Source organism: Chitinophaga pinensis (assembly GCF_007896845.1).
GTDB lineage: Bacteria > Bacteroidota > Bacteroidia > Chitinophagales > Chitinophagaceae > Chitinophaga > Chitinophaga pinensis_C.
Genome location: NZ_VOHS01000069.1, coordinates 1 through 19441, shown reverse-complemented (window position 1 = coordinate 19441; position 19441 = coordinate 1). Strand labels below are relative to the sequence as shown.

18 protein-coding genes and 2 pseudogenes are annotated in these 19441 nt (G+C 46.4%); 19 read left to right on the top strand and 1 reads right to left on the bottom strand.

Features of this window, described 5'->3' with window-relative positions; translation table 11 throughout:
* The first annotated feature begins 515 nt into the window (after nt 1-515).
* The 13 genes from FEF09_RS31125 to FEF09_RS28470 all read left to right on the top strand — a co-directional run bounded on the left by FEF09_RS31125 (nt 516) and on the right by FEF09_RS28470 (nt 13982).
* Nucleotides 516-1052: a hypothetical protein gene (locus FEF09_RS31125; protein WP_186774587.1), complete on the top strand. Its 537-nt coding sequence runs from the start codon at nt 516-518 to the stop codon at nt 1050-1052.
* Nucleotides 1009-2982 (top strand): RHS repeat domain-containing protein, encoded by a 1974-nt coding sequence (locus FEF09_RS28520; RefSeq protein WP_186774586.1) that lies wholly within the window; start codon nt 1009-1011, stop codon nt 2980-2982. Before FEF09_RS31125 ends, FEF09_RS28520 begins: the two co-directional genes overlap by 44 nt.
* Nucleotides 2983-2991: 9 nt before the next feature.
* A complete protein-coding gene (locus FEF09_RS28515; protein ID WP_146308239.1) occupies nt 2992-3321 on the top strand; it encodes a hypothetical protein in 330 nt (109 codons plus the stop codon).
* Between the two features lie 467 nt (nt 3322-3788).
* A complete protein-coding gene (locus FEF09_RS28510) occupies nt 3789-4262 on the top strand; it encodes a (2Fe-2S)-binding protein (RefSeq protein ID WP_012791771.1) in 474 nt (157 codons plus the stop codon).
* An 8-nt stretch (nt 4263-4270) separates the two neighbouring features.
* Complete coding sequence (locus tag FEF09_RS28505; protein WP_222597231.1) at nt 4271-6445, top strand: xanthine dehydrogenase family protein molybdopterin-binding subunit; 2175 nt, start codon at nt 4271-4273, stop codon at nt 6443-6445.
* Nucleotides 6446-6481: 36 nt separating this feature from the next.
* On the top strand, nt 6482-7141 hold the full coding sequence (locus tag FEF09_RS28500; RefSeq protein ID WP_146308237.1) for a hypothetical protein: 660 nt from the start codon (nt 6482-6484) through the stop codon (nt 7139-7141).
* Between the two features lie 3 nt (nt 7142-7144).
* Nucleotides 7145-8263, top strand: coding sequence for an XdhC family protein (locus FEF09_RS28495; protein WP_146308236.1), 1119 nt, complete (start codon nt 7145-7147; stop codon nt 8261-8263).
* A gap of 11 nt (nt 8264-8274) precedes the next feature.
* A complete protein-coding gene (locus tag FEF09_RS28490) occupies nt 8275-8874 on the top strand; it encodes an NTP transferase domain-containing protein (RefSeq protein ID WP_146308235.1) in 600 nt (199 codons plus the stop codon).
* On the top strand, nt 8874-9854 hold the full coding sequence (gene moaA, locus FEF09_RS28485) for a GTP 3',8-cyclase MoaA (protein WP_146308234.1): 981 nt from the start codon (nt 8874-8876) through the stop codon (nt 9852-9854). Before FEF09_RS28490 ends, moaA begins: the two co-directional genes overlap by 1 nt.
* Before the next feature lie 96 nt (nt 9855-9950).
* Nucleotides 9951-10316 (top strand): winged helix-turn-helix domain-containing protein, encoded by a 366-nt coding sequence (locus FEF09_RS28480; protein WP_146308233.1) that lies wholly within the window; start codon nt 9951-9953, stop codon nt 10314-10316.
* An 85-nt stretch (nt 10317-10401) separates the two neighbouring features.
* Nucleotides 10402-12288 carry a TonB-dependent receptor domain-containing protein gene (locus FEF09_RS28475; RefSeq protein ID WP_261387868.1) on the top strand — a complete coding sequence of 629 codons (1887 nt, stop codon included), beginning with the start codon at nt 10402-10404 and terminating at the stop codon, nt 12286-12288.
* Between the two features lie 44 nt (nt 12289-12332).
* Nucleotides 12333-12953, top strand: coding sequence for a TonB-dependent receptor domain-containing protein (locus FEF09_RS34005; protein WP_261387869.1), 621 nt, complete (start codon nt 12333-12335; stop codon nt 12951-12953).
* A 129-nt stretch (nt 12954-13082) separates the two neighbouring features.
* On the top strand, nt 13083-13982 hold the full coding sequence (locus tag FEF09_RS28470; RefSeq protein WP_146308232.1) for a helix-turn-helix domain-containing protein: 900 nt from the start codon (nt 13083-13085) through the stop codon (nt 13980-13982).
* On the opposite strand, the gene FEF09_RS28465 is transcribed toward FEF09_RS28470, so the two are convergent.
* The gene (locus FEF09_RS28465; RefSeq protein WP_146308231.1) at nt 13979-14212 is read right to left on the bottom strand and encodes a DUF6965 family protein; all 234 of its coding nucleotides are present in this window, start codon (nt 14210-14212) and stop codon (nt 13979-13981) included. The genes FEF09_RS28470 and FEF09_RS28465 overlap by 4 nt on opposite strands.
* A 77-nt stretch (nt 14213-14289) precedes the next feature.
* On the opposite strand from FEF09_RS28465, the gene FEF09_RS28460 reads away from it, so the two are divergent.
* From FEF09_RS28460 to FEF09_RS35140, 6 genes and pseudogenes are all read left to right on the top strand, one after another.
* Nucleotides 14290-14715 (top strand): hypothetical protein, encoded by a 426-nt coding sequence (locus tag FEF09_RS28460; protein WP_146308230.1) that lies wholly within the window; start codon nt 14290-14292, stop codon nt 14713-14715.
* 23 nt (nt 14716-14738) lie between these two features.
* On the top strand, nt 14739-17021 hold the full coding sequence (locus FEF09_RS28455) for a hypothetical protein (RefSeq protein ID WP_146308229.1): 2283 nt from the start codon (nt 14739-14741) through the stop codon (nt 17019-17021).
* Nucleotides 17022-17189: 168 nt separating this feature from the next.
* The gene (locus FEF09_RS28450; RefSeq protein ID WP_146308228.1) at nt 17190-17480 is read left to right on the top strand and encodes a hypothetical protein; all 291 of its coding nucleotides are present in this window, start codon (nt 17190-17192) and stop codon (nt 17478-17480) included.
* Between the two features lie 280 nt (nt 17481-17760).
* Nucleotides 17761-18509 (top strand): annotated as a pseudogene (locus tag FEF09_RS35145) (DUF5724 domain-containing protein).
* 249 nt (nt 18510-18758) lie between these two features.
* The gene (locus FEF09_RS34000) at nt 18759-18890 is read left to right on the top strand and encodes a hypothetical protein (RefSeq protein WP_261387867.1); all 132 of its coding nucleotides are present in this window, start codon (nt 18759-18761) and stop codon (nt 18888-18890) included.
* A gap of 112 nt (nt 18891-19002) precedes the next feature.
* Nucleotides 19003-19335: pseudogene (locus FEF09_RS35140) on the top strand (DUF4132 domain-containing protein); the annotation flags it as partial.
* Nucleotides 19336-19441: the final 106 nt, after the last annotated feature.

The following is a 19441-nucleotide window of genomic DNA, read 5'->3' as shown; positions in this document are numbered from 1 at the left end:
TTCCCGGACAGGCAAGTATACGCAGGGACCGATCTGGCGAAAGTGTCAGCTGGCGCAAACCTATATGCAGAAACATGCCTGTACCTTCAGTAGCAAAACCAAAAGCCTGATAACAGGCAGGCGCGTTCGTATAGAAGCTACGGATCAGTTTATTACTTCATCTGTGTACTATGATCATAAAGGCCGTGTTATTCAGACTATAGCCAATAATATGGCCGGTGGAAGGGATATAATAAATACTTGTATGATTTTAGTGGCAAAGTCCTCAGTACTTATCTGCGCCATACAAATCCACGTAGTGTATTGACACCGCAAACGACGATATGACAATGTTTGACTATGATGCGAGGGTAGATTGGATTCAATAAAGAAACGCATTAACGTAACACAGCCAATCAACGTACGATCTCGGTTAATACCTATGATGAGTTGGGCCGGCTGCGCACCAAAAGACTGGACGTAACAGGTGTAAATACGCAATTAGAGACCTTACAATATGAATATAACATAAGAGGATGGCTGAAGTCAATCAATGGCAAATTTGTGAATACCCCCAGTTCGACGGTAACTGGTTCGGACAGGAGTATTGTTATGAATACGGCTTTGATAGCGCTGCATATACTGGTAATATAGCTGGCATTAAATGGAAAAGTGGAGCTGATGGTATTGCCCGAGCTTATGGTATGAGCTATGACCGCATCGATCGCCTGACGTCTGCCAGCTTCACCCAACAGCAAGCCAACAGTAAGCTGTGGACAAATGACAAGGTTGATTTTTCTGTTAGCGGTCTGACATACGATATAGCAGGCAATATACTGTCTATGAACCAAAAGGGCTTGAATGGGCTATCTGTCAGGACCATCGACAGTCTGAAGTACGGATATTTTAGCAACAGCAACCGCCTGAGTTATGTCACCGACAAAACGAATGATCCCCTCAGCCAATTGGGAGATTTCCGGGAGCAGGACAACCGGGAGGTACAGGATTATTGGTATGATCCCAATGGGAATGTGGCAAAGGACAGGAATAAGTCCGTTGACACCGTGTTGTAACTACCAGCAATTACCCGCCATACTGCTGGCGAAAAACCGGAAAGCATCCATCCATTACCTGTATGCCGCAGGACAACGCGACCTTCTTGCAAAAATGGTATCCGATACCAGCATAGTGCCGCATCAGTTCCGTGTGACACACTATATTAGTGGTTGCCAGTATGAACAGGATACCCTGCAGTTCATCTCCCATGAAGAAGGACGTATAAGGCCCATATATCAACCCGGTCAGCCGGTTCAGTATACAATGGACTATTTCATAAAGGACAATCTGGGAAATGTCCGGATAGTACTTGGCACCCGGAGGGACAGAACGATTTACCGGGCCAGCATGGAAACAGCATTGGGTGCGAAGGAAAATGCCCTTTTCAGCAACATCGAAGCGACACGGGTCGTCAAACCTACTGGCTATCCGGAGGATAAGACGACAGCTGTCAATTCGTATGTCGCCAGATTAAATGCAGTAAACGGACAAAAGATTGGCCCGGCACTGGTATTACGTGTAATGGCCGGTGATAGCATTCAGATAGGTGTAAAAGCATTTCTGAAGGATCCGGGTGCTTCGGAGAGCAGTGTAAATGCCGGGGCGATGGCGGCTGCTTTATTGAACACGCTGAGTAGCAGCAGCGGAAAGGAGACAAAGTATAATCTCTTAGGTGATTATCCGGACCATATTGCGCTCAATGGAGATATCTATACGCAACTGAAAGAAAAAGACCCGGATGAAAATCTGACAGATCATCCGAAGGCATATCTCTGTTTTGCTGCATTTGATGAACAGTTCAATCTCGTAAATCAGAACGCGGGAGTAAAACAGGTTCAACGTGCGACAGATGTATTACAAACGTTGGTCTCACCCTCCATGCGAATACAAAAGAGCGGATATGTCTATATTTATACCAGCAATGAAAGTGCACAGGATGTGTACTTTGATAATCTGACAGTTACACAGATCAGTGGTCCGCTGTTGGAAGAGACTCATTACTATCCTTTCGGGCTGATAATGGCAGGTATCAGCTCTTCCGCATTGAAGAACGACGCGTATCCGGTAAATAAGAAACGGTATAACGGAATTGAGTTTAATACAGATCTTGAGCTGAACGAATATGATGCTTTTTATAGAACATTAGATCCACAGACAGGCCGATGGAAGCAGATTGACCCAAAGATTGAAAAGATGGAGGCATGGTCGCCTTATGCATCTAATTTCAATAACCCATTTCGTTATAGCGATATGTTGGGAGATGAACCCGTCCCAATAAAGGGCTTTTTTCAGGGATTAGGAGCGCTATTCAATGTGGTAGTAAATAATATTTCCAAAGTGGCTGCTCAGAACCGAAGTCAGAATATGACGGCCATCCGGAATACGGTGAACAAAGGCGTAGAGAACTTCAAAGGCCGGATAGCTACGGGAACGACTACGCCGCAATTGATTTATAAAGAACTGAGAGAGAATCCCCTCGGCGTGATTACTGGCATGGGAGGTTTAGAGTTGAAAGGTGTGGCATTTGCAGCGGAGGAGTTTGTGGCAACGTCGAAAGTGGTGGCGGGAGGGAAGGTGGGAGAGGGAGGAGAAATAGGGGTGAAGATGACGGGGAAGTTGGATGGGGCCGGGAGAGCGGAGAAATATGGAGCAGGCTGGGAGAATGCAAGTTTGAAAGAAACTATTGAGAAGTTTGCCCCGGGAGCGGAAGGCATAGCTAGCGAAACCGGAGGAAAAACACTTTTCCTTAATAAAGAAACAGGATTACAGATAGTGTATGATAATAGCGGAAACTATTTTCGCATAAAAGATACGAGGATAAAAGGACAAAGAGTTTATCTTGATCTGAAAGGGACGCTGCCAAATAACAAAGTTGTTAATGGAAAGCAAAAAGGAAGATCAAAAGGAGAATATAATCAAGCGACACACTTCAAAAACATTGATTAATTAGAAAATATGAGAAGCATAATAGTACCCAAGGATAAGGAAGCTGATATCTTATTAGATACCGATGAAGCAACTCCGGAACAACTAATTACTCTTTCATTTGACAATACCGAATTTAAGGAGTTATGGGATGCCGGCATTTTTCAACTAATTAATGAACTAACAGAATCTTTAATAGATGTTTACGAGGATGATGCTATTACTGAGAAACAGAAACTTCAATTAGTTCTTAGCAGTGACATTTTTGAAATATCCGTGACCACCGATAAACTAAAACAAATAAAAACTCTCTTCCAAGAAGCTCTCCAACGCGGTACAGGAGTCTACTTCTATTTCTAACAACCAGCAACGGTTGACCAAACAATTAACAAACTAATCCGCAATAAATTCTCTTCGACGAGAAGTGAAATGGCTTCTCGTCGAAGTATACCACCCTACCACCTAAACGAAAACATCCCTCATTTAAGCACCCTCCACCTCCTCCTATAAGTTTGATTTTTACAACCCACTACACACCCGTTATTTCTTTAGAAACATAACGAACACACTGTTATCAATCACATTCATACTCCCTAAACTTTGAAATTTATAGTTATCTGTTTGAATATTACAATTCTCATAAGCACTCTTCGAACTAAATTTGCTTTTAAACGTTAACGATTCAGGAAGCAAAGGTCAAGTTTGATAAGGATTACCCGTAAGGAAGCCTGCGGTACTATACGCCGTATGCGGGTTTTCTCCAGTATCAATCCCCCTGCCGCAAGTCAACCTATTTAGATCTATTATTTACAGAAAAGCAATTCTTTATGGTTAAGCTTAAAATCAACCAGAAAGAGTATTCAGTGGACGCCAGCCCTGACATGCCATTATTATGGGCATTAAGGGATGTACTGGGATTGACTGGTACCAAATTCGGTTGCGGGATGGCGCAATGTGGCGCCTGTACCGTTCATTTGGATGGAGAAGCAGTACGTTCTTGTGTGACACTGGTGTCAAGAGCCGTAGGGAAAGAAGTCACTACTATCGAAGGACTGTCTGCAGATCCGACCAACTACCTGCAGAAAGCATGGCTGGAAATCGATGTACCGCAATGCGGTTATTGCCAGTCCGGACAAATCATGTCTGCAGCAGTATTGTTGAGAGAAAATCCGAATCCTACAGATGAAGACATTGACAACGCAATGTCCGGGAATATCTGCCGCTGCGGCACCTATCCCCGTATAAGAAGGGCTATTCACTTAGCCGCACAAATGCAGCGGGAAGGAGGTAACGGAAAATGAGTGAAACAATGAATACGAGCAGGCGTAATTTCCTGAAAACCGGCGCCGTATTAGGTAGTGGTCTCCTGATCTCATTTACCATTCCCGGTGCTAAAAAGGCTGCCGCCGCCAGCACAGCTTCTATGCTGGGTCCTCAGAGCGGAGCCGCATTTGCCCCTAACGCGTATCTGCATATCACAGCTGATAACCAGATCCTCGTATACCTCGCCCACGCTGAAATGGGACAAGGTATCTGGACGACCTTATCGATGCTGATCGCAGAAGAACTGGATGTAGATGTCAACAAAATGGTGGTACAACACGGTGACGCATGGAAACCGTATAATCATACCTTGTTTGGCATTCAGATCACTGGTGGTTCGAGTACGACCTATTCTGAGTTCGATCGATACCGTAAAGCCGGTGCAACTGCCAGAGTACTGCTGGTTGAAGCAGCTGCGAAGAAATTCGGGGTAAGTCCTTCAGAATGTAAAACGGAAAACGGCGTAGTAACTGCTGGTGGTAAAAGCGCGACTTACGGTGAACTCGCTACTGAAGCGGGTACACTGACTGCTCCTGCTGACGTACCACTGCGCGACGCAAAAGAATGGAAATACATCGGTAAAGGGGTAAAACGCCTCGATACACCGGCTAAAATAAACGGTACTGCGAAATTCGGTATGGATGTGCAGTTCCCCGGACTGCTTACAGCAGTTGTTTTACACGGACCCGTTTTCGGAGCGAAAGTGAAGTCCGTGGATGCGACTAAGACAAAAGCGATTCCGGGCGTGAAACAAGTCGTACAGATCCCTACAGGGGTGGCTGTATTGGCGGACAACTACTGGGCTGCCAAGAAAGGTCGCGCGGCATTGAAAGTTGAATGGGACCTCGGACCGGGTGCACAGGTTGACTCCAAAGCCATGCTCGCAGCATACAAAAAACTGGCACAAACACCCGGTGCACCTGCCAGCAAGGCGGGCAACGCAGATACTGGAATGTCCAAAGCGGCTAAAACAGTCGAAGCGGAATATAGCTTCCCTTATCTGGCACATGCTCCTATGGAACCACTGAACGTGACCATCGAACTGAAAAACGGTCAGTGCCAGATCTGGTGTGGTACCCAGATGCCGGGTATGGATCAGGTGGCGGCAGCAAAAGTACTCGGACTGCAACCCGAACAGGTAAGGGTGAATACCACTTTCCTCGGTGGAGGCTTTGGCCGTAGGGCTACGCCGGCGTCCGACTTTGTCATCGAAGCCGCTCAGATCATTAAAGCAAGTGGTAAACCACTCGTGAAAATGGTATGGGCACGTGAAGATGATGTAAGAGGTGGTTTCTACCGTCCGGCCTTCGTACACAATGTAAAAGTTGGTCTGGATGCCAATGGTATGCCCATCGCGTGGAAACATAACATCGTCGGTCAGTCCATCATGGAAGGCACCCTCTTCGCCGCTATGATCAAAGATGGTATCGATGCCGCCTCGGTAGAAGGAGTGGCTGACTCTCCTTATGTGGAAGCAGTACCCGACAGACTCGTCACCCTGCACTCGCCTAAAAACGAAGTACCTGTACTCTGGTGGCGTTCTGTAGGTCATACCCACACCGGTATGGTCATGGAAACCATCATCGACGAACTGGCGCATACTGCTGGTAAAGACCCTCTGGCGTACCGTCAGGAACTCCTGAAAGAACACCCGAGACACCTTGCCGCTCTGAATCTGGCTGCTGAAAAAGCCGGATGGGGTAAGCCAGTGGCTGCCGGACGTTTCCGAGGTATTGCCGTACATGAGTCCTTCCAGAGTTATGTAGCACATGTGGTGGAGATTTCCCTGAACAGTGACGGAACCATCAAGGTTCATAAGGTGGTAAGTGCGATTGACTGCGGACTGGCAGTAAATCCTGATGGTGTAAAAGCACAGATAGAAAGTGGTATCAATTTCGGGGTATCCGGTGCATTGCTCGGTGAGATTACCCTCGAAAACGGCCGCGTACAACAAGGCAACTTTAACGATTACGTGGTATCAAGGATGTTTGATACGCCGGCGGAAATAGAAGTGCATATCGTGAACAGTACAGGTAAAATGGGCGGCGTCGGTGAACCCGGTGTGCCTCCTGTAGCTCCTGCTATCGCAAATGCATACTTCGTTGCCACCGGCAAGCGCCTGAGAGATCTGCCTTTCAATAAGACGATCCTGCATGCTTAGGCATTCGTCCTGATTATTTACACGTAAAGCGATGTTATGGCACAATCAACTAAAAACCAGAACTTTAATACAAAGAAGGCCATTTACCTGCTGTTCGCTGTAACGGCAATTTCTTCGGTTGTAGTATCTTTCCGTACGGATGCGTTCAACAGAATCCCCGGTGGGGAGAAAATAACGCCTCCTGTAGCGGAAGCCGCAGAGCCGGACAGCGTGATCTCTAAAAAGGCCTTCCTGCAGGCATATAAAGTGCTGATGCACCCGCGCTGTATGAACTGTCACCCTAATGGCGACAGACCATTACAAGGGGACGACAGCCATATACATACCATGAACGTACAGCGTGGTACAGACGGTAAAGGGCTTTACGCAATGAAATGCTCCAACTGTCACCAGCCACAGAATACACCGGGCTTACATATGCCACCGGGTAATCCGAACTGGCACCTGCCGCCGGCTGATATGAAAATGGTATTCCAGGGTAAATCGCCAAGAGAACTGGCACAGACGATGCTGGATAAAAATCAGAACGGTCACAAGGACTTTAAAGATCTTATTGAGCACGTATCCAAAGATTCTCTTGTAGGTAGCGGATGGAATCCGGCTGAAGGCCTGGCCCACCTGCCAATGACCCGCGCAGAATTTGTGAAACATTTCAAAACATGGCTGGATAAGGGTGCTTATCTGCCGGAGAAATAAAGAATGAAGGAAATCGAGGATATCATACGGGCGTATAAAGTATCCCGACAGTCGGGAAAGAAGGTAGCATTAGCTACCGTTGTACACGTGGAAGGTTCTTCCTATCGTCGTCCGGGCGCGAGAATGCTCGTAACCGAGGACGGAGAAATGACCGGTGCTATCAGTGGCGGATGTCTGGAAGGGGATGCCCTAAGAAGGGCATTACTGGCCATCATCCAGCAGCAGAACAAGCTCGTAACCTACGATACAACAGATGAGGATGACGCAAAGATCGGCGTACAACTGGGTTGCAACGGGATCGTGCATATACTGTTCGAACCCATTGATCCGGAGTCGCCACACAATGCCATCCGACTGCTCGAACAGGTGCTGGAGAAACGTGAGGACGCCGTATTAGTAACTCTTTTCAGGTTAAACCAGGCTGCTCAGCAGCCTGGTACCTGTCTGCGCTACTCAGGTAATACCTTCGCAGGCAGTCTGGAAGAAGGTGAACTGAAGACGACCCTCATGAACGATGTACTGGAAGTATTCAGTACCAGACAAGGAATGGTAAAACAATACGGTGACGAAAAACCGGCACTCCACGGTTTCGTGGAACTGCTGAAGCCACCTGTTTCCCTGATCATTGCCGGCGCCGGAAACGATGCCATGCCACTGGTAGAAATAGCCCGCATACAAGGCTGGCATACCACCGTGGTAGACGGAAGACCCCTCTATGCCACCCCGGCCAGATTCCCGGGAGCAGGCAGAGTCATCGTCAGTAAGGCAAAAGAAGTGCTGGATAAAGTGACGATTGACGAAAGAACGGTGTTTGTGCTGATGACGCATAATTACAATTATGACCTCGCACTGCTGGAATTACTGCTGCAAAAAGAAGTAACTTACATCGGTACGCTGGGGCCAAAGACAAAGCTGGAACGCATGCTGGATGAACTGGCAGCCAAAGGCATCACCGTAAGTGAAGAGGATAGGGCCAGAATTCACGGTCCCGTGGGACTGGATATAGGCGCAGAAACAGCTGAAGAAATTGCATTGTCTGTAACGGCTGAAATAAAAAGCGTACTTTCAGAGAGGACTGGCATTCCTCTCCGGGATAAAAGCGGGCCGATACATACTTTGTAAATCGTATGGATATGGAAAAATACGGTGTAATCATTCTGGGGGCGGGTAATTCCTCCCGCCTTGGACAACCGAAACAATTACTGATGTACAGGGGTAAAACCCTGATCTGTCAGATGGCAGAAGAGGCGATAGCCGCAGTAGGAAGTCCGGTCGTATTAGTGACAGGTGCAAATGCACCCCAGATATTGGAGAAATTGTGCGGATTCGCCATAGAAATAGTAGAGAATGAACACTGGTCGGAAGGTATGGGCTCTTCCATCAGCACCGGAATGAAAGCCATCGCCAAACATTCCGGCCTTGCAGGTGTCATCATTATGGTATGTGATCAGCCCTTTGTGAACGCAGCCTTGCTGCAACAACTGATCGATCAGCAGACGATCGCCGGAAAAGGCATCATCGCCAGCACATACGATAATACAGCCGGCACCCCCGTTCTTTTCAGCAATACTTATTTTGACGCGCTCACCGCTCTCGAAGGACAGCAGGGCGCTAAAAAGATATTACAGCAGTCTACCGATGACCTGGCACTCGTGCCATTCCCGCTAGGCGCGCTGGATATAGATACCGCTGAAGATTATCAGCGATTACTAACAGGGCAAGTTGCAAACTGATGATAATTGATTCGTATAACCGTGTGCATGATTACCTGCGGATTTCCCTGACAGATAATTGTAACCTGCGGTGTTTTTACTGCATGCCGGAAGAAGAGTATGACTTTACACCAGCTTCCCGTTTAATGCAGGCCGACGAAATAGCCACTTTAGCAGGTATTTTTGCTGCCAATGGTGTCCGCAAGATCAGACTCACCGGTGGTGAGCCGCTGGTAAGAAAGGATGCTGCAAAGATCATTCTTTCCCTTTCCCGCCTGCCGGTGGAACTGACCATGACCACCAACGGCGCAAGATTGCATGAATTTACCGACGTACTGAAAGAAGCAGACATCCGCTCTCTGAATATCAGTCTCGATACACTACAGGCAGATAAATTTATGCTGATCACCCGCCGTGACCTGTTTCATCAGGTGAAAAGCAATATCGATCTGCTGCTCAACATGGGCATCCGGGTGAAAGTCAATGTAGTCATGATGAAAGGCCTGAACGATAACGAAATCAACGATTTCGTGGCCTGGACCAGACATACACCTGTACACGTACGTTTTATTGAGTTCATGCCTTTCAGCGGCAACCGCTGGACCAGCAATAAAGTGATGTCCCTGCAGGAAATTCTGCATACCATCAGTGCCGCATACGATTTCTTACCTTTGAAAGGTGGCGCACATGACACCGCTAAAGGATTTATCGTACCCGGACACGCCGGTACTTTCTCCGTGATCAGCACCATGACCGAACCTTTCTGTGGTACTTGCAACAGGATGCGACTGACAGCAGACGGCAAACTGAAAAACTGCCTCTTCTCCAAAGGAGAAACAGACCTGCTCACAGCCCTGCGGAATAAGGAAGAAATACTGCCACTGATACAAGGGAATATCCTCAGTAAAGCAAAAGAACTCGGTGGACAATTCACCGGTAAACTCGAAGATGTACATGCAGAACTGATCGAAAACAGAAGTATGATCACCATCGGCGGATAAATCATAACCATCATCTGATATACGTGTAGCCCGGACAGTGAGCATCGCTGCACAAAATGATATATAGCATTAAAAAGCACAACCGGCATCTGAATCATGGAAAAGGCAATCAAAGACATCCTCTCTAACGGCGTACTAAAAGTCAATGGCAGCTTATGGCTGGAAGGTAACGGTAAACGTTTCTTCGGTCCGGGACCAGTACAATTACTCGAACTGATACAGGAAACCGGCTCTATCAATCAGGCCGCCAAACGCATGAAGATGTCTTATAAAAAAGCCTGGGAACTCATTAATAATCTGAATAGTATGGCAGCCAAGCCACTGGTCATCACCAGTACCGGCGGTGATAATGGCGGCGGTTCTGCTATTTCGGAAGAAGCCCTTCAGCTCATTGCCTATCATCGCGAATTGAGAGTCCGGTTCAGCAAATTTCTTGAAGAAGAGACGCAACGCTTAAAATAACAACACGTACACAGCACATCCTCCATATGTGCTTTTTTTACCTGCCCGTTATATCCATAAGGATACAACGAAACAAATAACTATTATGACCAAATATCTATTCATCATCTCCAGCTTTGTCAGTGTAGGCGTGTATGGACAAGAAACCTCCAACATACAGAAAGATACCGCTGTAAAGATATTGTCTGAGGTAACCGTATCTGCATCCCGTACAAAGGAAAGCCTGCTCCGTTCTCCCGTGAGTATCCAGAAAGCAGGTGAACAATACTTTCGCATGTCTGCCGCCCCTTCCTTTTATGACGCACTCGAACACCTGCAGGGTGTACAGCTGATCACCCCAAGTCTGGGTTTTAAAGTGCTGAATGCGCGTGGTTTCGCCAATACTACCAACGTACGTTTTGCACAACTCGTAGACGGAATGGACGTGGCCTCCCCGCATATCGGAGGCCCTATTGCCAACGCGCTCGGACCTTCCGATCTGGATGTCACCAACGTAGAAATATTACCGGGTGTAGCGTCAGCTCTTTACGGTATGAATACTGTTAACGGTCTGGCGAATATCTCGACTAAAAACCCTTTTACCTCAGAAGGTTTAAGTATACAACAAAAGACGGCCCTCACACATCTGGGCGACGCTAACAGCGCCGTAAAAGCCTATACTGAAACCAGTATCAGATGGGCAAAGGTGATCAGTCCGAAACTGGCTTTTAAGATCAATGGTACCTTTAATCAGGGGTATGACTGGGTAGCCAATGATCACCGGGAATTGAACGGTCAGGCGAATGCCAGCACAGGCTTACTGGGAAAAGACAATCCGGCACAAGACCCTTTAAGCAGTTATGGTAACGAATCTTCCGACAGAAGAACGATCAGCCTCGGTGGCCGCAACTACGTTGTAGCCCGTACAGGTTATGATGAGAAAGACGTCGTTGATTATGACCTGCGTAATATCAAGGCAGATGCGGGTATCTATTACCAGCTGAAACCGGGTATGACATTGACATACCTCTACCATATGGCCCTGCTGGACAACGTATACCAGCGTGCCAACCGCTTCCGTCTGGAAGATTATCTGGTACAGCAACACGGACTGCAGTTCCAGTCTAATAGCGTACAGCTGAAAGTTTATCTGAACAGAGAAAATACCGGAAATTCCTATAACCTCCGTTCTATGGCAGAAAACATTGACCGTAACTATAAGCCGGACAATCAATGGTATGCTGAATATACCACCGCATTTAATGCCGCTACCAATGCCGGCGCCACCATTGCAGATGCACACAGACAGGGTAGGGTAGCGGCTGATGCCGGCCGCCCTTTACCGGGGACGGAAGCTTTTTCCAACAGCCTGACCAGACTCGCACAGATCAATAACTGGGATATCGGCGCAGCTCTGAAAGTAAAAGCCAGTTTCATTCACGCCGAAGGACAGCTAGATCTCACGCAAGACCTGCTGAGCAGTCTGAAAGAAAAGGCGGGGCTCCAGATACTGGTAGGTGCTGATCATCGTACCTACGTCATTGAACCGGATGGAAACTATTTCATCAATCCGAAGGCAGGAAAAGAATACACCAATATCCACTATGCTAAAACAGGCGGATTCGTATCTGTTACCAAAACACTGTTGAATGGTGATCTGAAACTGGGCGCCATCCTCAGAGGAGATAAGAATGACTATTTCGACCTTATGCTCACACCGCGTTTTACAGCTGTTTATTCGCCGGTAAATACCCAGCATTTCCGGGCGTCTTACCAGAGCGGATATCGCTACCCTAGCATCTTTGAAGCCTATTCAAACGTAAACAGCGGTGGGGTGAAACGTGTAGGCGGATTACCTGCAATGTCACAAGGTATCTTCGAGAATGCATGGCTGGCCTCTTCTATCACGTCCTTTCAGCAAGCCGTGCTGAATGATGTCAACACCGCCGGACTCACACAAAATCAGGCGATAGAAAGAATAAAGGACTGCTGAAGAAAAACCCCTATACCTACATCAAAGCGGAGCACGTGAAATCTATGGAAATAGGATATAAAGGCATTTTTGATGAAGGCAGATTCTTTATAGACGCAGAAGCCTACCTGAATAAATATAAAAACTTTATCGCACAGGCAAATATGAATGTGCCAAATACCGCAGTAGCGGATTCTATTCCTTATGCGCTCTATAACAAAAGTAAACAGAGCCCTTACCGCATGTGGACCAATTCCCAGACAGAAGTGAATAACTATGGTGGTAGCCTCGGCCTGACCTACACTGAAAAAGGCTATGTTGCAAACGCAAATGTGACCTACGCCAAACTGAAAATGTCAGATAAGGAAGACGGACTCGAAGATGGTTTTAATACCCCTTCCTGGACACTGAATGTATCTGTGGCGAAAGAGCGTATATTAAAGCATGCAGGGGCCGGTATTTCATGGAAATGGCAAAGTAGCTACTACTGGCAGTCGTTCCTCGTAAATGGCGATGTAGATGCTTATTCTACTCTGGATGCACAGGTGTCTTATATGTTTGACAATATCAACTGTAAGGCAAAACTCGGCGCCGGCAATCTCCTGAATAAGTATTATTACTCCTTCCTTGGCGGACCAGCTATCGGAGGGATGTATTACCTGACATTGACATATGGCATACGCTGACAAAGACTATTCTTTTAAATAGCGGCTAAATTTCACTACAGATTCCTGTGGATTTTATGCAAAACGATTTGAGTAAGACTAATTTAACGTAGATTTATGTTAGATTAGTCTTATCTCAAATTTGATAATATGGAAGCCAACGCACGCAGGAGTCAGGGATTTGTTGGATGTGACGGAGTAAGGATTGAGAATGGTAATTTTAAAGTACATGTAGCCAATAATCAATTAAAAACCGCTTCTCCATATATCCGCAGGGATTTCTATAAAATAACATTGTTCAAAGGCATTTCCAGACTGCATTACGCAGATACTGGTATTCTCATCGACAGACCGGCACTGGTATTTTCCAACCCACTGGTACCTTATAGCTGGGAACCCATTTCTGACCATTGGAATGGTTACTACTGCCAGTTTACCGAAGAGTTTATGAATATCCATGAACGCAATCACCTGTCCTTTCAGGATTCTCCCTTGTTCAAAATAGGCGGCAATCCGGTATGTTTCCTTTCTGAAGAGCAGTTTGCCAATGTTGAAACACTTTTCGGGAAAATGATCGCTGAAGAGGCCACAGACTACGTACACAAATACGAAGTCATCAAAAATTATGTGAACCTCATCATCCATGAAGCATTACGTATGCAACCGGCAACGCCTGTCAGCAGGCCCACCAGTGCAGCAGTACGTATTACCATGTCATTCATGGAACTCCTCGAAAAACAATTTCCGGTTATTGCACCTTCACAGGCATTGGAACTGAAAACAGCGGGCGATTATGCAAAGAATCTTGCGATTCATGTCAATCACCTGAATCACGCAGTAAGAGATGTAACGGGTAAGGCCACTACCGTACATATCCGGGAGCGTATTATTGCAGAAGCTAAATTATTGCTGAGAAATACAGACTGGAGTATAGCCGATATCGCTTATGCGCTGGGGTTCGATTATCCGGCCTATTTCAATAACTTTTTCAAAAAACAGACGGGGATGACACCCCGCTCTGCCAAATTAGTAACAACAGGAAGTATCTAAGCTACTTCCTGTTTTGCTGTTGATAATATCTCTCTTACCTGTACAAGACGATCGTAAAACACTTCGAAAATTCCCACACCCTGTCTTAATTTCATAATCTGAAGGTGACTGAATGTAAAGGCTTTCAGGTCTGTAATAACCACACCCGGTCCTAAAGTAAGCGTCTGAGGTAATTCTGCTGTTTTGAAAAACTCTTCCATCTCCTGGATCTCTTTGTCGGCATATTTCATCGGGCAAAGATAACCGGAACAGTTATTTCTTTTAATTTTTTTATCTTGGCAGCGCTATTATTAACCTTTTGACCCTGATGGAGCTGATAATCAATATAAAAGTAGCGGGACGTAAACATGCCATACTAGAGAAGAAACCGATTGAGATTGATGACATCGGCAATAACCCTACGGTTCGGGAACTCATCACCGCCGTTGTAACGCAACAGGTGATCGCTTATAACAATAAACCCTTAGAAAAGAATGTGTTACCCTTTCTTACCAATGAGCAGATAGAGGGACAAACTGCCAGTGGTAAAGTCGGATTCGGCAGCATTTACAATGAACAGAAAGCAGACCTCCCCAAAGCACAGGAAACCGCGTTACAGGCCTTTGAAGATGGCATGTTCGCAGTTTTTGCAGACGAAGAGGAGTTAATACTGTTATCCGACCATTTTGCGTTGAACCCGGCCACCGTTATCACATTTATCCGATTAACATTTCTTGCCGGTAGCTACTGGTAACTGAAAAACCTTAAATTTTTAGAATGGACATTCACCAATTCTTCCCCACGAAGATTATCCCTGATTTTGAGACAACCCTTGTTTCGACCCTGAAATCCGCTTACGACGGAACTTCCAGCCATGAACTGCTGACAAAAAGAACCGCAGAAATCGCCCTTCAGCTGATGGGTAAATTGCAGGAGAAAGAGCAGGTTAGCTTTGTATCTTATGCATTGTCTGGTGATCGCTATGACCGGATCGTAGAACTGTTACCCTCCGGAAATGAATGGGATAACGAAGAGCTCTACAATCTCCTCCGTTTTCTCTTTGGCGATGAAAAAGCCGTGTATGTGAAACATGCATGGGGCAAGTTTCCCAACCTGATGTACATGTCCGGCTGGAACCGACGCTCTTTCCGTGCACCCAACAGAAGAGAAAAATACCTGCCCAATCAGCTCACTTTCCTGAAAGGGATTATGCTGCAATCGCACAGTAACGGCATCGACACGCATTATAAATACGAATGCTATGATCTCACGATCAGAGAACAGATCATTGTCGATCATGAGCATGATACACAGTACCTCTATCATATGTGGGCGGCAGCGATGGACCTCGGTAATGAAGAGGTGTTCAAACTATGTGAAGATATTATTTACAATAAAGATCCGGACGGTAAGATCAGCGATGGTATCATCAGAGCACTCCTGTTAAGCGAACGTGAAGATGCATGGCAGCTGGTAGAAAAACTCTTGTTGTCCGCACAAAGACAGGAAGGATTAAGGCAAACAGTACTTGAAGCACTCGACGATTGTTGTACAGGTGCTTTGAAGTACATGATCAAAGTAGTGGTAGACAATAAACTGACCAGATTCTCCTCCGTAGTAAGGGCTCTGGATGTATGGGCCGGTATCGGCTGGGAATCTGAAAAAGAGTCCGCTGTTAACCGCTTTCTCCAGAAAGCACATACTTATCTGTCCGATCCCTCACTCATCCCGGCAGCTATCAAAAGTGATGATTTCTCCGATATATACATGGGGCTTTGGGCACAGGGTGTATACGATGTAGAACAAACTTTACCCTACCTGCTGGAACTGGCGAAAGACCCTTCTTTTCAAAAGAGATGCATCGCACAACAGTTTGTGGATGAAACCAATTACCACGCACTCTCCATGGCAGTAGGCCGCGTGGGTATCGAAGATGAGCATCTGATGGTAGTGTCTCTGGCGGTATCAACATTGGAAGAGCCCATCGCCGATAATCCCGGACATTACAATACGCAATTCCCTGATCTGTTTGACAAACTGAATAATATCCTTGTACGCACGCCCGTCAAGGAGAAGACCTTTGATAAGCTGCCTTTCACGTGGATGAGTAATTCCTATCGCCGTAGCAGCATACTATCTGCTATGCTGCCGTTGATACTCGATCTGCAGGACCGGCTTGACCTCATGATGTCTTATTTTGACGACATGGATCTTGACGTGAAATCAAGTATGACGAGACGGATCCTGAAAGGATATGCAAAATCATACTATGAGGATCCTGAAAAACTGGAACCTGTCACCAGCTTCCAGCGCAGCTTTAGTATGCGTATCATCAGAGAACGAGGGGAATCTTTACAGAATGCCGGCTTCAAAGCACTCGCTACGGTCGAACTGAACGCAGAAGAACTGAAAGTATTCAAAGACCTGCTGAAACGCAAAAGTGGTGGTATACGTAATCAGATCATTGCTATTCTGCTGAAACAGCCCGAAACACTGCTGATCAGCGTACTGAAAGAATTGCTGGAAGGAGACGGTGAACAACGTCTTGCGGGACTCGATATCGCCTTACAGCTGCAACAACAACAGCGCTTGCTGGATGCCCTGCAACCGCTGCTGGAAGCATTCAGGAGCAGAAAGAGCATTCCGGAGAAAGAGGCTATCATTCTCGGACAACTATCCGCAGAAGGAACCGGCGCCGTTGTCTATGACATCAGTAATGGCTACGGATTGTATGATCCGGCGGCTATACAGCCAATCGTAAAGCCTGTACCTGATCCGGGTGATTTCTACCATCAATGTCTGGCAGCAGGAGATTTTGGCCTGTCGCAGCCGGCGGAAAAGATCAAACAAGAGTTGCTGAAGCTCTATACAATATTTCTGGAGAATAAAAGCTTCGAATATCAGGTAGAAGGCTATAATAACAGTGTAGAAACGGTATTATTGGGGCAACTTTTCTGCAGAATGTCGAGAATAGCCGAAACAAAGCTGACGCCTGAAGAGAGTATGCCACCTATCCATTACCGGAAGTCTGGAAAGCATGGTACGAGCAATCAGGATTGATACCCAGAGATCTCTATATCCTGACCGAATTGACTTTGCAATCCGAATATGACGGCTTTACCGAAGATAATCGGGCAGCGAAACCATTCATAGCAGAACTGACGGCTTATATGCCTGAAAATGCCGGGTGAATACGCCTACCGGTGGACAAACCCCTTACTGCAAATTATGGAAGCCCTGCAGATCATCCATCCGTTTGCAGACACAGAGCCATTTCTGGTAGGTGCTGCAGCCACTGCCTTTGCTGCTTTACCGGAAGAAGTGTTGTCTGCCAATATTGAAAAGTATAGCTATTATGACCATTCAAGCGGCTGGCAGCAGGATTCCATACTGAACTGGTATATCAATAAAATTACGGTCAGTCAGCTGCCGGAAGAACTGATTGCCCGTGCTGGGTTTATATCAGGCGGCAATTCAGCGGTCTCCCGGAAAACAGTAAATATTTCCTCCCTCCATTAGATCTCTTTGGCAGAGCATTTCAAAGTGGATTGATCTCCGAAAGTGAAATGTACCGTGGTATCCTCTCCCGTGATAATATCAGAGAACTTTCCGACAGAAAAGAGCGAAACATGAAAACTATTTCGAGAAATATACTTCTTACGGGACATGTTCCTGCGTGTACGTGACACCTGCTTGATATAGAACTGAAACGTGGCGACACGGCTACTACAGTAACCGATTTCGTGAAAGAACTTGGGTCACTCGAGGGCATCAACCGTTCGCAGACATCCTCGCAGGGATGGGCAAAACGACGCTGTATAAAGGCTATATCTATTCTTCCGACAGTGAAAATAAACAACAATTATTCAGCACATTGCTGAAACGATGTTTTCCGCTTGATACTGACACAGACGAAATGTTTGCAGCTGCGATGAAGCGTATCAAGGTGACAGAAACACGTTTATTGGAAGCGGCCGTATATGCACCGCAATGGCAAATTTGTAAGCAGATATCTCAGCTGGAAAGGGCTGGATACCGCTATCTGGTGGATGCACGCACATACTAAGACTTCGACCTATGCAGAAAAGACGGCGGAAGCAGAAAGCGAGATCGCACGTTATTCTACCATAGATGTGCAGGATTTCAAAACGGTGCTGTTGATAAAGAATGGTTCGGACAGGCCTATAACGAAATAGGGCAGGAGCGCTGGCAGAAAGTCTATGACGCCGCTAAATATATCAGCGATGGTAATGGACATCGTAGGGCGAGACTATATGCAGATGTGATGACAGGTGATCTTAAAATCAAAGAAGTCACACAGAAAGTAAAAGATAAACGTGATCAGGATTACCTGCGGGTGTATGGTCTGATTCCACTGAACAGATCTAACCCAGAAAAGACGTACTGGCCCGTTACGAATATATCCAGCAGTTTAAAAAAGAAAGTAAACAGTTTGGCGCCCAGAAACAGACCAGTGAGGGAACTGCTATCCGTATCGCTATGGAAATCTGGCCAGAAACGCCGGTTATGCAGACCCGCAACGACTGACATGGGCCATGGGACCAAACAGGTACAACAACATTCTGTCGAAAGAAACACAGGTGCAATACGATGATGTATTGATTGGCCTGATCATCGGAGATGAGGTGAGGCAGATGTGGTAGCTTTCAAAGACGATAAGCAAATGGCCAGTGTCCCTGCCAAATATAAAAAGGATACGAAAGTGCTGGAATTACAGGAGTTTAAGAAGACGCTGAGAGAGCAATTCCGCCGTTCGCCAAGGCACTGGAAGAAGCCATGGTAAGAGGCGATGCTTTTGAGGCGGAAGAACTGAACAACCTCTTCACGCACCCGGTTATTGTCAGACATCTGGAAAAACTGGTATTATCACCGGGAAAGGACACGGTTTCTGGAAAGATGGTACACTGATATCATCTAAAGGAAAAACAACGAAAATAGCGCCAGATGATAAGATCCGGATCGCACATTGTGTGGATCTGCATGCCAATGGCAGCTGGAGTGACTATCAGCAGTATGCTTCGAAAAACAGATACAGCAGCCGTTCAAACAGATCTTCCGTGAACTGTACTTACCAATACAGGAAGAACTGCAGGAAAAGTCGATTTCCCGCCGTTATGCCGGTCATCAGGTACAACCATCCAAAACAGTCGCATTATTGAAAACAAGAGGCTGGAAAGTGGATTATGAGGATTACAGAAGGTGTTCCACAAACAAGGCTTTATGTGAAGATGTATGCACAGGCGGACTGGTTCTCCGGGAGAAGTGGAAGTCCGGTACTGGAACAGATCATTTTCACAATATCAAAACATGGGAGAATTGGCATTTGAAACGATTGATCCCTGATCTTCAGTGAGGTCATGCGTGATATTGACCTTGTGGTGAGTGTGGCACACGCCGGTGGAGTAGATCCGGAAGCCAGTCATTCAACCATCGAAATGCGCACGGTATTGCTGAAAGAA

Bases quoted from the DNA above. Each gene is read 5' to 3' on its own strand.
- FEF09_RS28450 (WP_146308228.1), top strand. From the start codon at position 17,190: ATGGAAGCCCTGCAGATCATCCATCCGTTTGCAGACACAGAGCCATTT.
- FEF09_RS28465 (WP_146308231.1), bottom strand. From the start codon at position 14,212: ATGAAATATGCCGACAAAGAGATCCAGGAGATGGAAGAGTTTTTCAAA.
- FEF09_RS28520 (WP_186774586.1), top strand. From the start codon at position 1,009: ATGTGGCAAAGGACAGGAATAAGTCCGTTGACACCGTGTTGTAACTAC.
- FEF09_RS28455 (WP_146308229.1), top strand. From the start codon at position 14,739: ATGGACATTCACCAATTCTTCCCCACGAAGATTATCCCTGATTTTGAG.
- FEF09_RS31125 (WP_186774587.1), top strand. From the start codon at position 516: ATGGCTGAAGTCAATCAATGGCAAATTTGTGAATACCCCCAGTTCGAC.
- FEF09_RS28505 (WP_222597231.1), top strand. From the start codon at position 4,271: ATGAATACGAGCAGGCGTAATTTCCTGAAAACCGGCGCCGTATTAGGT.
- FEF09_RS28475 (WP_261387868.1), top strand. From the start codon at position 10,402: ATGACCAAATATCTATTCATCATCTCCAGCTTTGTCAGTGTAGGCGTG.
- FEF09_RS28495 (WP_146308236.1), top strand. From the start codon at position 7,145: ATGAAGGAAATCGAGGATATCATACGGGCGTATAAAGTATCCCGACAG.
- FEF09_RS28500 (WP_146308237.1), top strand. From the start codon at position 6,482: ATGGCACAATCAACTAAAAACCAGAACTTTAATACAAAGAAGGCCATT.
- FEF09_RS28515 (WP_146308239.1), top strand. From the start codon at position 2,992: ATGAGAAGCATAATAGTACCCAAGGATAAGGAAGCTGATATCTTATTA.
- moaA (WP_146308234.1), top strand. From the start codon at position 8,874: ATGATAATTGATTCGTATAACCGTGTGCATGATTACCTGCGGATTTCC.
- FEF09_RS28470 (WP_146308232.1), top strand. From the start codon at position 13,083: ATGGAAGCCAACGCACGCAGGAGTCAGGGATTTGTTGGATGTGACGGA.
- FEF09_RS28490 (WP_146308235.1), top strand. From the start codon at position 8,275: ATGGAAAAATACGGTGTAATCATTCTGGGGGCGGGTAATTCCTCCCGC.
- FEF09_RS34000 (WP_261387867.1), top strand. From the start codon at position 18,759: ATGGTAAGAGGCGATGCTTTTGAGGCGGAAGAACTGAACAACCTCTTC.
- FEF09_RS28480 (WP_146308233.1), top strand. From the start codon at position 9,951: ATGGAAAAGGCAATCAAAGACATCCTCTCTAACGGCGTACTAAAAGTC.
- FEF09_RS34005 (WP_261387869.1), top strand. From the start codon at position 12,333: ATGGAAATAGGATATAAAGGCATTTTTGATGAAGGCAGATTCTTTATA.
- FEF09_RS28510 (WP_012791771.1), top strand. From the start codon at position 3,789: ATGGTTAAGCTTAAAATCAACCAGAAAGAGTATTCAGTGGACGCCAGC.
- FEF09_RS28460 (WP_146308230.1), top strand. From the start codon at position 14,290: ATGGAGCTGATAATCAATATAAAAGTAGCGGGACGTAAACATGCCATA.